Annotated in this window: 12 protein-coding genes; 9 read left to right on the top strand and 3 right to left on the bottom strand. The window is 65.3% G+C overall.

The window, feature by feature from the left end; translation table 11 throughout:
- Nucleotides 1-2 precede the first annotated feature (2 nt).
- Both dgcA and murQ read right to left on the bottom strand, forming a co-directional pair.
- Entirely contained in the window at nucleotides 3-989 is a 987-nt protein-coding gene (dgcA, locus tag K1177_RS13065; RefSeq protein ID WP_224703809.1) for an N-acetyl-D-Glu racemase DgcA, read from the bottom strand.
- A 40-nt stretch (nucleotides 990-1,029) separates the two neighbouring features.
- Nucleotides 1,030-1,965, bottom strand: a complete 936-nt coding sequence (gene murQ, locus K1177_RS13060; RefSeq protein WP_224703808.1) for an N-acetylmuramic acid 6-phosphate etherase — start codon at nucleotides 1,963-1,965, stop codon at nucleotides 1,030-1,032.
- A 219-nt stretch (nucleotides 1,966-2,184) separates the two neighbouring features.
- On the opposite strand from murQ, the gene K1177_RS13055 reads away from it, so the two are divergent.
- The 7 genes from K1177_RS13055 to K1177_RS13025 all read left to right on the top strand — a co-directional run bounded on the left by K1177_RS13055 (nucleotide 2,185) and on the right by K1177_RS13025 (nucleotide 9,040).
- Nucleotides 2,185-3,036 (top strand): MurR/RpiR family transcriptional regulator, encoded by an 852-nt coding sequence (locus K1177_RS13055; RefSeq protein ID WP_224703807.1) that lies wholly within the window; start codon nucleotides 2,185-2,187, stop codon nucleotides 3,034-3,036.
- Nucleotides 3,037-3,191: 155 nt separating this feature from the next.
- On the top strand, nucleotides 3,192-4,268 hold the full coding sequence (locus K1177_RS13050) for an ABC transporter ATP-binding protein (RefSeq protein WP_224703806.1): 1,077 nt from the start codon (nucleotides 3,192-3,194) through the stop codon (nucleotides 4,266-4,268).
- Nucleotides 4,269-4,306: 38 nt separating this feature from the next.
- Nucleotides 4,307-5,548 (top strand): extracellular solute-binding protein, encoded by a 1,242-nt coding sequence (locus K1177_RS13045; RefSeq protein WP_224703805.1) that lies wholly within the window; start codon nucleotides 4,307-4,309, stop codon nucleotides 5,546-5,548.
- A 102-nt stretch (nucleotides 5,549-5,650) separates the two neighbouring features.
- Nucleotides 5,651-6,571, top strand: coding sequence for a carbohydrate ABC transporter permease (locus K1177_RS13040; RefSeq protein ID WP_224703804.1), 921 nt, complete (start codon nucleotides 5,651-5,653; stop codon nucleotides 6,569-6,571).
- Complete coding sequence (locus K1177_RS13035) at nucleotides 6,568-7,431, top strand: carbohydrate ABC transporter permease (RefSeq protein ID WP_224703803.1); 864 nt, start codon at nucleotides 6,568-6,570, stop codon at nucleotides 7,429-7,431. The genes K1177_RS13040 and K1177_RS13035 overlap by 4 nt, the downstream gene beginning before the upstream one ends.
- A complete protein-coding gene (locus K1177_RS13030; RefSeq protein ID WP_224703802.1) occupies nucleotides 7,431-8,093 on the top strand; it encodes an N-acetylmannosamine-6-phosphate 2-epimerase in 663 nt (220 codons plus the stop codon). Before K1177_RS13035 ends, K1177_RS13030 begins: the two co-directional genes overlap by 1 nt.
- Nucleotides 8,090-9,040, top strand: a complete 951-nt coding sequence (locus K1177_RS13025; protein WP_224703801.1) for an N-acetylglucosamine kinase — start codon at nucleotides 8,090-8,092, stop codon at nucleotides 9,038-9,040. Before K1177_RS13030 ends, K1177_RS13025 begins: the two co-directional genes overlap by 4 nt.
- 5 nt (nucleotides 9,041-9,045) lie before the next feature.
- Here K1177_RS13025 and K1177_RS13020 read toward each other — a convergent pair whose 3' ends face one another.
- Complete coding sequence (locus tag K1177_RS13020; protein ID WP_224703800.1) at nucleotides 9,046-9,492, bottom strand: RrF2 family transcriptional regulator; 447 nt, start codon at nucleotides 9,490-9,492, stop codon at nucleotides 9,046-9,048.
- Nucleotides 9,493-9,678: 186 nt separating this feature from the next.
- Here K1177_RS13020 and K1177_RS13015 point away from each other — a divergent pair, with 186 nt between their 5' ends.
- Nucleotides 9,679-10,908 (top strand): MFS transporter, encoded by a 1,230-nt coding sequence (locus K1177_RS13015; protein ID WP_224703799.1) that lies wholly within the window; start codon nucleotides 9,679-9,681, stop codon nucleotides 10,906-10,908.
- Nucleotides 10,909-11,087: 179 nt separating this feature from the next.
- Nucleotides 11,088-13,016, top strand: a complete 1,929-nt coding sequence (locus K1177_RS13010; RefSeq protein WP_224703798.1) for an acid phosphatase — start codon at nucleotides 11,088-11,090, stop codon at nucleotides 13,014-13,016.
- Nucleotides 13,017-13,082 lie beyond the last annotated feature (66 nt).

Raw genomic sequence — 13,082 nt, 5'->3', positions numbered from 1 at the left:
GCTCAGCCGCCCCAGAGCGGCGCGCCGGCGGGATCAATCAGGCCATCGGCATAGACGAGGCCTCCCGGACGATCCTCAGCCAGCAGCAATGGCCCGTCGAGGTCGATCCAGCGCGCATGGCCGGCCAAAAGGCGCGCGGGCAGCATGGACAGCGAGGTGCTGACCATGCAGCCCACCATGATGTCGAGGCCGAGCTGCTGCGCCCGATTGGCCACGGCCAGCGCCTCGGTCAGCCCGCCGGTCTTGTCGAGCTTGATGTTGACGGCGGCATAGCGCCCCACCAGGGCGTCCAGCCCGGCCAGGGCATGGACGCTTTCGTCAGCGCAGATGGGGACGGGGCTCTTGAGGTCCTGAAGTGCAGCATCGGCATGGGCGGGCAGGGGCTGTTCCACCAGTTCGACACCGGCCTCTCGGCAGGCCTCCAGCAGCAGGGGGAGATCCTCGCCCAGCCAGCCTTCATTGGCATCGACGATGAGACGGGTTTGCGGCGCGGCAGCGCGCACGGCGGCCAGGCGCGTCGCATCCCCCGGCGCCCCGAGCTTGATCTTGAGGAGCGGCAGATGGGCAGCCCTTGCGGTTGCCGCGGCCATGGCCTCGGGCGTGCCCAGGCTGATGGTGAAGGCGGTTTCGATGCGCGCTGGCAGGGTGATCCCGGCAAGAGCCGCGACGGTGGTTCCGGCCAGGCGCGCCTCAAGGTCCCAGAAGGCGCAGTCGAGCGCATTGCGCGCTGCGCCGGGCGGAAGGCGCTGCTGCAGCTGTTGCCGGGTCAGGCCGCCGGCAATGTCAGGCGCAAGGGCCTCAATAGCCGCCAGGGTGGCCTCGGGCGTTTCGCCATAGCGGGGATAGGGCACGCATTCCCCGCTGCCCGACTGGCCGTCACGGCTGAGGCGGACGCGCACGACCACGGCCTCGGTCCGGCTGCCGCGGGCAATGGTGAAATGTCCGGCGATGGGGAAGCGCTCGATGGCCGCTTCAAGCTGAGTTGTCATGGCCCGTGTGCCTGTGGCGTGCTCCGGCGGTCGGGCCCGTTCAGCCGGCGACGCGGGGCTGGTGGCTGGCGGCTGCGCGGCGCAGGAAGCCGTCCGACTGCTCGAGCGCCCGCATGCCCTCTTCGGCATCCAGGCCCGTCAGGGCCATCAGAATGGCAAGTTTGACATTGTTGCGGCTGGCCACGAGGAAGCCTTCAGCCGCCTCGGGCGTGCAGCCGGTGGCCTCGACCAGGATGCGGGTGGCGCGGGCCGCGAGCTTTTCATTGCTCACCGACAGGTCGACCATCAGGTTTTCATAGGATTTGCCGATGCGGATCATGCTGGCCGTGGTCAGCATGTTGAGCACCAGCTTCTGTGCCGTTCCCGATTTGAGGCGGGTGGAACCAGTCAGCGCTTCGGGCCCGACCAGCGGCGAGATGGCGATGTCGGCCATCCGCGCTATGGCGCTGTCGGCATTGCAGGAGAGGGCGACCGTGACGGCGCCCACGCTCTTGGCATAGTCGAGCCCGCCGATGACATAGGGTGTGCGGCCGCTGACGGCGATGCCGACGACCACGTCGCGCGAGGTCACTTCGATCCTGCGCAAGTCCTGCCGCCCCTCTTCGGGCGAATCCTCGGCGCCCTCGATGGGGTGGCGCAGGGCGCGGTCGCCGCCGGCGATCAGTCCGATCACCATGCCCTCGGGGACGCCGAAGGTGGGTGGGCATTCGGAGGCATCGAGCACGCCCAGTCGCCCGCTGGTGCCGGCGCCCATGTAGATCAGCCGGCCGCCGGATTTGAAGGCGTCGACAATGCAGTCGACAGCCTTGGCCGTCTCGGGCAGAACCTTGCGCACGGCTTCGGCAACGCGGGCATCCTCGGTGTTCATGGCCGAGAGGATCTGCGTGGTCGACATCAGGTCGATCTGCAGGGTCTGCGGGTTGCGGGCTTCGGACACAAGCTGTTCCAGCTCGGCCATCAGGGTCGTTTTTGCCATTGTGCCTATGCTCAAATTCCGAGGCGATGTTAGAAATGAATATTCCTGGTGTCAACGTAACTCGGAATATTGTATTCCTAATTCTGTCGGGCCCCAGTGGGCTGGCCGCCGGCTGCGTCTGCCCGGCGCGGGGTTGAACTTGGTTGCAATTGCAGCGGCGTCGGCGATAGTCCTTCCCCTTGGGGGCCTGTGGTCGGGGCCGACGTCACGGAAGCCAGCATGTCCATTCTCAAAGTCCTCGGTGCCAAGCTCGAGTCGATGACCCAGGCGGATCGGCAGATCGCCCAGTTCATCATCGACCATCCCGAGCAGATGCTCACCCTGTCGTCTGCAGCCTTGGCCGAGGCCACCGGACGCAGCCAGTCGAGCGTGGTCAAGTTCAGCCAGAAACTCGGCTATGCCGGCTATCAGCAGCTCAAGCTGGCCGTCAACAAGGCCAAGGCGCTGGAGTGGCATGCGCCGGGCGGGGTCATTCATGGCACGATCGATGCCAGCGACAGCTATGTCACCATTCTGCAGAAGCTGATCGGCAGCAAGCTGCTCTCGATGCGCGAGACCCTGGCCGCCAACAATGAGCAGACCATCGATCGGGCGCTTGATGCACTGGTGGATGCCCGCAAGATCCAACTGGCCGGCGTGGGTGCGTCCTCGCTGGTGGCCAAGGACTTCTCGTACAAGCTGCTCAAGCTGGGCCGCATGGCGCTGATCGACAGCGACAGCCATATCCAGATTTCCAATGCCTCTGCGCTCAACGAACAGGACGTGCTCTTGGCGCTGTCGCACTCCGGCCGCAGTCTTGAGACGCTGCGCATTGCCGAGGTTGCCCGGCAACGGGGCGCCACGGTGATTTCGATGACCGGGCTGCAGCCCAATCCCCTGATCGAGCTGGCCGACATCCATCTGTTCACCGTGGCCGATGAAGAACGGGTCCGCTCGTCGGCCATCACCTCGCGCGACGCGCAGCTGATGCTGATGGACATGCTGTTCATCCTGCTGATCGGTCGCCAGGGCAGCGCGCATGATTTCATCCACAAGTCCGAAAGCGCAGTGACGGTGCTCAAGGCCCGCTAGAGGCTCCGGCTGTTCATCCAGCTCTGCATTGCGCCCAGAACGTAATACAATATTCTTGACACAAGAAATTTTAGGAATTTAGTATTCCAACAGGCGCGCCGGGTGCGGCGTGACGAGGGGAGCCTGCGTCGAGCAGGCGGGACGGAGGGAGCACTTTGGCTCAGCTATCGCTTCGCGGCATCAAGAAGCGGTTCCGCGACACGGCGGTCCTGCATGGCATCGATCTGGAGATCGGTGACCGCGAATTCGTGGTCTTTGTCGGCCCTTCCGGCTGCGGAAAGTCCACGCTGCTGCGCCTGATCGCCGGGCTGGACCCCATCACCGAGGGCGAGTTCGTGCTCAATGGCACTCGCATGAACGATGTCGCGCCCTCGCGCCGTGGCATCGCCATGGTGTTCCAGTCCTACGCGCTTTATCCGCACATGGATGTCTATGAGAACATGGCCTTTGGCGCCCGCCTGATGGGGCTGGACAAGGCCGAGGTCGAGCGGCGCATTGCCGAGGCCGCGCAGATGCTCAAGCTCGATGCCCTGCTCAAGCGGCGCCCGCGCGAACTGTCCGGTGGTCAGCGGCAGCGCGTCGCCATCGGCCGGGCGCTGGTGCGCAAGCCCGATGTGTTCCTGCTCGATGAGCCGCTGTCCAATCTGGACGCGGCGCTGCGCTCCGAAGTGCGGCTCGAGATTGCCAAGCTGCACCGCGAGATCGGCGGCACGATGATCTATGTCACCCATGACCAGGTCGAGGCGATGACGCTGGCCGACAAGATCGTGGTGATGAACAGCGGCCGCATCGAACAGGTCGGCTCGCCACGCGAACTCTATGAGACTCCCGCCAATGTCTTTGTGGCCGGCTTCATCGGTTCGCCGCGCATGACGCTGGTGGATGTGACGCGCGACGGCAATCGGTTGGGCATCGCCAATGGCGGGTCGGTCGTGATGTCGGCCCTGCCACAGGTGCCCGCACTCAAGCTCGGTCTGCGGCCCGACAGCGTGCGCCTGGTGCGCGATGCCGATGCCGAGGGGCTGCGCGCGGTGGTCGAATACACCGAATATCTGGGTGACAATGCCTTTGTGTATGCGCGTCTGGCCGATGGCACGCTGCTGTCGGCGCGCACCACGCCCAATGACCTTTTTGCGCCCGACGAAGCGGTGACCGTCCAGGTCGATCCGGCGTCGACGCATTTCTTTTCCGCCGAGGATGGCCGGCGGCTGGTGCTGGGAGGCGCCGGATGAGGTCCATGCCGACACATTTTGCAAGCAGAGGGAACACCATGAAGACCAATCTTATCCGCATCGGTGCGGCGCTGGGGGCCGTGCTCCTGGCCGCTCCGACCATGGCGCAGGAGCTCACCATGTGGAGCTGGCGCCAGGAAGACAAGGCTGCCTACGAAGGCTTCATCAAGAGCTTCGAGGCCGCCAATCCCGGCATCACGGTCAAGTTCGAGACCTTCGAGGCCACCAATTACAACACCATCCTCTCGACCGCCCTGGCTGGCGGCACCGGGCCCGATCTGGCCATGGTGCGTGCCTATGGCGGCCTCGAGAACGTGGCGTCTGCCGGCTATCTCGAACCGCTGAGCACCGAGACGGTACCGGCTCTGTCCGGTTTCAATCCGGCTGCCCTGGCTGCCGAGACCATGCGCTCGGATGGCAAGGTCTATGCCGTGCCCTTCGCCAGCCAGACCCAGTTCGTGATCTACAACAAGGCGATCTTTGACGCCAATGGCCTGGAAGAACCCCAGAGCTGGGCGGATCTGGAAGCCCTGGCGCAGAAGCTCAAGGATGCCGGCGTCATCCCCTTTGCCAATGGCACCGCCACCGCCTGGCAGAACGAGACCGTCACCTTCGGTCTGGGGTCGTCGCTGATGACCAAGGGCTTTTATGAAGACCTGATGGCCGGCAAGGCCGACTTCACCGACGAACGCTTCACCAGTGCCCTGGGTGCTGTGGCCGAAGTCGCCGCCCAGTACTTCCCCGATGGCTTTATCGGCCTCGACTATCCGTCTGCCCAGCAGCTGTTCTCCTCGGGCATGGCCGGCATGTTCGTGGGCGGCTCCTATGAGCTGGCCAACTTCAAGAACCAGAATCCCGACATCGAGCTGGGCATGTTCGCCGCACCCGGCAAGACGGCCGAGGACGAAAAGCTCGTCGCGCTCTATTTCGACGGCGGCTATGGCGTCAACGCGGCCGGCAGCAACAAGGAAGCGGCCATCAAGTTCGTGAACTATCTGGCCAGCCCCGAGTTCGGCCAGGCCTTCGCCAATACGCTGAACAATATCTCGACCGTGCCCGGCGTTACCTTTGACAATCCGCTGCTGGCCGAAGTGGCCGAGCTCAACCAGCATTCCATTCCCTATCTGATGCTGGCGCATTTCCGCTATGGCGAGCCCTCCGGCTCGGTGCTGATCCAGGGTGAAATGCAGAAGCTGTTCGCGGGCGAGACCACGCCCGAGGCCATCGGCGAAACGCTCACCACCGGCCTTGCCGCCTGGTACGAGCCCTTCAAGAAGTAAGGCGTCCTCCCTGCGCCTGCAGGGTGGTCGGCGGCCCCGTGTTGCCGACCACCCAGCCCTCGCTCTCCGACCCGCGCCGGTCCAGCAGCAAACGAGCCCCCAATGCCCAAATTGAGGATGACAGGCCGCGGCCTCTGGATCACCGCCCTGATCGTGCCGCCACTGGCCTTTGTGGCGCTGTTCGTCGTCTATCCGATCATTTCGGCCTTCGCCTATGCTTTCTTTGACTGGCAGGGGCTCAAGCGCGGTGCCTTTGTCGGGCTGGACAATTTCCACACCGTGCTGTTCGTCGAGCCCTATCGCAGCTGGACGCTCAATGCTTTCAAGAACAACATCATTGTGTTCTTTGCGCTGATGGTGCTGCAGAACGGGCTGGGCTTTATCCTGGCCTATGCGCTATGGCGCGAGCTGCCTGGCGCGCGCTTCCACCGCATCGCGGTGTTCCTGCCGGTGGTGCTGTCCACCATCATCGTCGCCTATCTCTTCAAGCTCTTCTACCATCCGCTGTTCGGCGTGGTGAACATCACCCTGCGCAATGTGGGCCTCGGTTGGATGGCGCAGCCCTGGCTGGGGCAGAGCGGCACGGCGCTGTGGAGCATCATCGCCGCCCAGGCCTGGCACATGGTGGGCTTTCCCACGCTGGTGTTCCTGGCCGGGATGCAGCGCATCCCCGGGGAAATCCTTGATGCCGTGCGCATGGAAACCGAGAGCGAGTGGGTCAAGATCAGCAAGATCGTCTGGCCGCTGGTGGCGCCCAGCGCCACGATCGTCTTCACGCTTCTGTTCGTGGGCGCGTTCAACTGGTTTGAGCTGCCCTATATCATGGGCGGGCTGGATGGCTCGCCGTTCGGCTCCACCGATGTGCTGGGGCTCTATTTCTACCGCACCGCCTTTGGCAATGTGTCGGCCGGACAGCAGGATTTTGGCCTGGGCAGTGCGCTGGCCGTGCTGATTTTCCTGTTCATTGCCGTCATCGCCTCGGTGATCACCGTGCGGCTGCGCGCCCGGGAGATCCAGATATGAGCGCCGTCGGCACGAGCTATTACGACCGCAAGGGCATCCTGGGCACGCTGGGCCGCGATGGCTTGCTGCAGATCATCCTGATCGCCAATTCCATCATCATGCTGGCGCCCATCGTCATCATGATCTTTTCGGCCTTCAAGACCACGCCACAGATCTTCCAGTCGCCCTTCGGCTTTCCCGATCTCACCCAGGTCGGCAATTTCGTGAAAATCTGGACGCAGACCAATTTCCTGCGCTACCTGCTCAATTCCTTCGTGGTCACCGGCGCCTCGATGGTGCTGATCCTGACGCTGGGCACCATGGCTGCCTATGCCCTGGGGCGCTATGCGTTCACCGGGGCCGGCTTTATCCTGATGTTCTTCGTCGCCGGGCTGACGCTGCCACTCAAGCTGGCCATCATCCCGCTGTTCATGCTGATGCGGGATCTGTCGATCCTGAACAACCAGCTCTCGCTGATCTTTGTCTATACGGCCATGGGCCTGCCGACGACGATCTTCATCATGACCGGTTTCATCCGCACCCTGCCCAATGAGCTCGAAGATGCCGCCCGCATGGATGGGGCTTCGGAGGCGCGCATCATGTGGTCGATCATGCTGCCGCTGGTGCGGCCGGCCATGGTCATTGCCGGCATCCAGAACGTGGTGCCGATCTGGAATGACTTCTTCTTCCCGCTGGTCTTCATCCAGAATGATGCGCTCAAGACGCTGCCACAGGGGCTCACCACCTTCATGGGCGAATATACCACCGATTGGGGCGTGCTGTTCTCGGGTCTGACGCTGTCGGCGGCGCCGATCATCGTCATCTACATCGTGCTGTCGCGCCAGTTCATCGCCGGCATGACCTCGGGCGCGGTCAAGTAATGCTGCCACGGGGCCTCGTCGTCTCCTGCCAGGCGCGGGCGGACAATCCGCTGCATGGGCCGATGTTCATGGGCGCCATGGCGCTGGCGGCCCGCGATGGCGGTGCCGTGGCGATCCGCGCCAATGGTCCGGCCGATATTGCCGCGGTTGCTGCGGCGGGCCTGCCGGTGATCGGCATCAACAAGCTCTTTTCCGACGCCCATGCGGTCTATATCACGCCCAGTATTGCGGCCGCCGAGGCAGTGGTGGCGGCGGGCGCCGGCATTGTCGGGCTCGATTGCACCATGCGGCCGCGCGACGGCGAGCATCCGCGTGATATTGTGCGCCACATCCGCGACCAATTGGGCGCCGAAGTCTTTGCCGATGTGTCCTGTCTTGACGAAGGGCTGATGGCCGCCGATTGGGGCGCGCATTACCTGGCCACGACGCTGTCGGGCTATACTGCGACCAGCGAGCCACGCCCCGACGGGCCGGACCTGGCGCTGGTCGAGGCGCTGGTCTCGCATTCGGGGCTGCCGGTGGTGGCCGAAGGCCGCTACAATCGGCCAGAGCTGGTGGCATCGGCCTTCGCTGCTGGCGCCCATGCCGTTGTCGTGGGCACCATGATCACCAATCCGCGCGAGATCACCCGCATGTTTGTCCGCCAGGGCGTGCCGTCATGACCGATGTCTATCTCGGCCTCGACGTGGGCGGCACGGCCAGCCGCTGGGTGGCCTGCGATGCCGCCGGGCAGGTGCTGGCGCGGGGACAGGCCGGTGGCGCCACCGGCCATATGTTCAATCCGGCCGAACAGGCGCGATTGCGGCTGGCCCTTGAGAGCGTGGCGACGGCGCTTGCAGAGGTGGGGCTGGCGGTCCAGGCCCTGGCCGGCGGGATCACCGGCTTTGGTGCGGCGGCGTCCGACGCGGTCAAACAGCTCGTGCATGCGGTGCTCGGCGTGCCGATGGAATCTATCGTGGTGATGGACGATATCGTCCTGGGTTATATGGCCCAGTTCGCTCCGGGCGAGGGCCATCTGATTTCGGCCGGCACGGGCACGATCGGCTTTCACGCCACGGCAGATGGCGATTTCGTGCGGGTCGGCGGGCGCGGCATCCTGATCGACGATGCCGGCTCAGGCAGCTGGATCGCGCTGCGGGCCCTCGACCGGATGTATCGCGCGCTCGACCGCGACGGCAATTTTGCGACCGTGGCGCCATTGGCTGCAGAGATCTTCGCGGCTGTCGGCGGAGAGAGCTGGGGGCATGTCCGGCAGTTTGTCTATGCGGGCGACCGGGGCCGCATCGGCGGGCTTGCGGTTGCCGTGGCCAAGGCTGCGCAGGCCGGCGACGGCGTGGCGCTGGACATTCTTGGTCGGGCAGGCGACGAGCTTGCGAACCTCGCCGAGGCGCTGTTGGCGCGGGTGGGCGACCGGCCGGTGTGCCTGGTTGGCGGCGTGCTGCAGTTGCATCCCGTCATCTTCGCACAGGTCGAGCAGCGGCTGGCGGGTCGAACCGTCACCATGCGTCAGGGCGATGCGGCGCTCTGCGCGGCGCGGCTGCTGCAAACCGGCGATACGGCCTGGCGTCGTCTGCTCACCGGTCCCAGGGCCCTCACCAGTCTTGCCTGACACCGCTAGTGCTGCGTCGCGTGCACATGGGCCTTGACGTCGGCTGACCAGCCGGCCGTGAGATCGGCGACCGATATGGCGGCCAATTGCTGCTCGAAATGCTGCCGCGCCTGGGCCAGCGCATCCTGCGTGGCGCGATTGGCGGCGCGGGCCAACAGGCAGGTGGTGTCGTCGTCATCGCTGCCGATGGCGAACAGGGTCGGCGAACCCAGGGCCGTATAGATATCGAGCAGAGAAATTGACGTCAGCGGCCGGGCCAGCGACCAGCCGCCACCATGGCCCTTGCTGGCGGCGACAATGCCGGCCTCGCGCAGGCCGCCCATGGTGCGGCGCACCACCGAGGCATTGGTGCCCAGCATCATGGCCAGCATCTCCGAGGTCGCCGGCGCCGCCATGTTCTCAAGATGCAGCAGGGCGTGCAGCACACGGGGCAAGCGGCTGTCATGGCGCATGGTGGGGGGTCTCCACAGGTCGTCTGGGCGCCGGGTCACGGCGCATCCGGTGATACATGATCAGGTTGCGCCTGGCCACTGATGCGGCCTCGGGCAGGCGGTGATGAAAATAATCGTATGTGATTGTCGATCTGGCAGGGCGCCGGGCGTCGCAGCTATGATGTGAGCATGGCGAGGGCCAGGACAATGGAAAAACATTATGGTTGGGTGATCGTGGCCGCAGGCGCCGTGATCACCTGTGTGGCGGCGGGGTCGATGTTCGCGCTGCCGGTCTATCTGCAGCCGATGGCCGATGACACCGGCTGGACGCGCGCCGGCATTTCGGGCGCCATGACGCTGGGCTTCCTCGTCATGGGCGTGGCCGGCTTTCTCTGGGGCACGATCAGCGACCGCATCGGTGCCCGGCCCGTGCTGCTGATTGCCACGGTGCTGCTCGGGCTTGGCCTGTTGCTGTCGAGCCGGGCGACCGACCTGGTCATGTTCCAGCTCTCCTACGGCGGGTTGATCGGGGCGGCCGGTGGCGCCTTCTTTGCTCCGCTGATGGCCACCACCATCGGCTGGTTCGACAAGAACCGCAGCCTGGCGGTCTCGCTGGTCTCCATCGGCGGCGGCGTGGCGCCCATGGTGGTCACCCCACTGGCCAGCGTGCTGATCGAACAGATCGGCTGGCGCAGCGCCATGATGTCGATTGCCCTGGGCGCGGTGGTGATTGTTGCGCCGCTGGCTCTTCTGGTCCGGCCGGCGCCGGCGGCCCGCGCCGCGGCCCCTGGAGCCACCGAACTGGCCGACATTCCGGCACCCGCCGCCTCGGCGGCCGACCGCCTTGGCGCCATTGTGCGCACGCCGCAGTTCATCGTTCTGGCCGGCACGTTCTTTCTGTGCTGCGCCGCCCACTCCGGGCCGATCTTCCATACGGTGAGCTATGCCATGATCTGCGGCGCCTCTTCGCTGGCAGCAGCCAGCATCTATAGCGTCGAAGGCGTGGCGGGGCTGTTCGGGCGTCTGTTCTTCGGCGTCGGTGCCGACCGGTTCGGGGTCAAGCGCGTCATCGTGGGTGGGCTGCTGCTGCAGGCGGCGGGCATTTTCACCTACATCTATGTCACGCAGCTGCGTGATTTCTACATGCTGGCCGCCGTGCTGGGCATGGCCTATGGCGGGGTGATGCCGCTCTATGGCGTGCTGGCGCGCGAATACTTCCCGGCCCATGTGATGGGCACGGTGCTCGGCGGCATCACCATGACCTCCTCGATCGGCATGGCCTTCGGCCCGATCGGCGGCGGCTGGATCTTTGATACCTTCGGGGACTATCAGTGGCTCTACATCAGCTCGGCTGCGATTGGCCTGGCCGCCGCCGCGCTGGCCCTGGCCTTTCCACAGCCGCAACGGCCAGCTGACGCCATGCCGCAACCGGCCTGAACCGGCTCAGATCTTTGTGCAAACCGTTTCAACAGCGGCCGCCTCTTGCGGGGCGGCCGCTGGCTTTTGCACAGGCCACAACCTTGGGTGACATCGAACTGTCACGCAATCTATGCTCCTTTGTCACCCTGCCTGACTAATTGGCAGGTCCCTGCCATTGCTTGACAAGGAAAATGCTCATGCTTCGTTTTCATGCCGCCCATGGGTTGGTTTCTGCCCTTGCGCTGACCGTCGCGCTTGCCGCCAACCCTGCCTTTGCGCAGAGCGCCGCCGATTTGCCTGCCGCGCCAACCGGCCTGGGCCAGGTCGATAGTGCCCCCGTCGCCGACGTGCCGGCCTATGTCGATACCGGCGTCACCAACCAGCGCGGCGATGCCTGCGTTGCCACGCTCGAGACCAATGCTGGGGTGCGCCTGCTCTCGGGTTTCCTCAAGGTGTGGACGCCGCGCACGCCCTTCGTGGATGCCGATGTGGAAGCCGAAGCCAAGGATGGCTGCGCCGCCGTCGCCAAGAGCGACTGGGAGGGGCTGCCGGGCAGCGCCACCGATGGCACGGTGGTCGACGCGGCGCTGCATGCGGCCAACATCGACTATGTCATCGCCGCCACTGCCGCCCGCACCGATGCACAGGCGGTCGATGCCTATCTCGATGACCGGCGCGGCAAGAATGCCAGCATGGTCGATGGCCTGGGGCCGCTGACCCCCGCCTGGCGCTCGGGCGCCTGGCAGTTCACCACCATCACCGGCGTCCCAGCCGATGCCACCGCGGTCAAATATGATGACCATGGCAACAATGTCGGCGTGGGCAGCATGGTCGATGACCAGCCGGCCAATGAGGATCTGGGCCTGGCTGTGGACCTGCTGAACCTGGTGGGTGTGGATGCCTCGACCGAGCCGACCAAGCGCTACTTCAAATATGCCCGCCCCTGGCGCTGGAGCATGGATGTGGCCGTCGTGCCGACCCTGGAAGCGGCCAAGAGCAGCACGCCGGTCAAGGATGGCGGTTTCCCCAGCGGCCACACGGCAGAGGCCTGGCGCAATGGCCTGACCATGGCCTATCTCGTGCCCGAGCGGTACCAGGAGATGCTGACCCGCGCCTATCAGCTGGGTGACGATCGCATCCTGGCCGGCATGCACAGCCCCATGGATGTCATCGGCGGGCGCATGCTGGGCACGGCTGCCGTGGTCTATAATTTCAACATGGAAAGCAATGCTGCCATCAAGGCCGACGCCTTTGCCCAGGCGCAGTCCTGGCTGATGCGCCAGACCGGGGCAAGTTCGTCTGAAGAGTTGCTGGCCATGGCCCATGCGGCACCGGTGAGCGAAGACCGCTTTGCCGATCACGCGGCCAATGCCGACTATGTCGCCGCCCGCGCCGACTACGGCATCGTCGCCGCCGATGCGGCTGCCGATGCGCCGGTGGTCGTCCCCAAGGGCGCCGAAGTGCTGCTCGAAACCCGTCTGCCCTATCTCAGTGCCGAGCAGCGCCGGGTGGTGCTCAAGACCACGGCTTTCCCCGCCGGCAATCCGGTGATGGATGATGCCGAGGGCTATGGTCGCCTCAACTATTTCGGTGCGGCCGATGGCTATGGCGCCTTCGACGGCGATGTGGTGGTGACCATGGATGCCGCCCTTGGTGGCTTCAACGCGGCCGACAGCTGGCGCAATGACATTGCCGGCGCGGGCCTCCTGACCAAGGATGGCAGCGGCAGCCTGACCCTGAGCGGCGACAATGCCTATGCCGGTGGCACGCTGGTCAATGCCGGCACGCTGGTGGCGGCTTCGCCCACGGCGCTGGGCACGGGCGATGTCTATGTCGCCGGCGGTACGCTCGTGGTGGACAATGCTGCGCTCGCCATCGGCGGGGCCCTGAGCCTCACCAAAGGTGCGATGCTGGCGCTCGACGGCGCAGCCAGCCTCACCGTTGCCGGGGACGTGGCTGTTGATGGCGCCACCCTTGCCATCACCACCGAAACCGCCCAGCCCGGTCCGCTGACCGTCCTCAGCGGCGCCAAGCTCACCGGCAGCTTTGCCAGTGTCACGGTCAATGGTCAGCCCGCCGACGTGGCCTTTGAGGGCCAGGACGTGATCGTCACCACCAAGGGCTGATCGCCATCGGTTCAACCAAAAGGAAAGGCCGGCTCGATGAGCCGGCCTTTTTTGTCGTTTGGGCTG

The organism is Devosia aquimaris, from assembly GCF_020169335.1.
In the GTDB taxonomy this organism is placed as follows: domain Bacteria; phylum Pseudomonadota; class Alphaproteobacteria; order Rhizobiales; family Devosiaceae; genus Devosia; species Devosia aquimaris.
Note: the sequence above shows the minus strand (reverse complement) of the source record. Positions and strands in the feature narration are given on the sequence as shown.

Coding starts and splice junctions, on each gene's coding strand:
- dgcA (WP_224703809.1), bottom strand. CDS start 989: ATGACAACTCAGCTTGAAGCGGCCATCGAGCGCTTCCCCATCGCCGGA.
- murQ (WP_224703808.1), bottom strand. CDS start 1,965: ATGGCAAAAACGACCCTGATGGCCGAGCTGGAACAGCTTGTGTCCGAA.
- K1177_RS13055 (WP_224703807.1), top strand. CDS start 2,185: ATGTCCATTCTCAAAGTCCTCGGTGCCAAGCTCGAGTCGATGACCCAG.
- K1177_RS13045 (WP_224703805.1), top strand. CDS start 4,307: ATGAAGACCAATCTTATCCGCATCGGTGCGGCGCTGGGGGCCGTGCTC.
- K1177_RS13040 (WP_224703804.1), top strand. CDS start 5,651: ATGCCCAAATTGAGGATGACAGGCCGCGGCCTCTGGATCACCGCCCTG.
- K1177_RS13035 (WP_224703803.1), top strand. CDS start 6,568: ATGAGCGCCGTCGGCACGAGCTATTACGACCGCAAGGGCATCCTGGGC.
- K1177_RS13030 (WP_224703802.1), top strand. CDS start 7,431: ATGCTGCCACGGGGCCTCGTCGTCTCCTGCCAGGCGCGGGCGGACAAT.
- K1177_RS13025 (WP_224703801.1), top strand. CDS start 8,090: ATGACCGATGTCTATCTCGGCCTCGACGTGGGCGGCACGGCCAGCCGC.
- K1177_RS13020 (WP_224703800.1), bottom strand. CDS start 9,492: ATGCGCCATGACAGCCGCTTGCCCCGTGTGCTGCACGCCCTGCTGCAT.
- K1177_RS13015 (WP_224703799.1), top strand. CDS start 9,679: ATGGAAAAACATTATGGTTGGGTGATCGTGGCCGCAGGCGCCGTGATC.
- K1177_RS13010 (WP_224703798.1), top strand. CDS start 11,088: ATGCTTCGTTTTCATGCCGCCCATGGGTTGGTTTCTGCCCTTGCGCTG.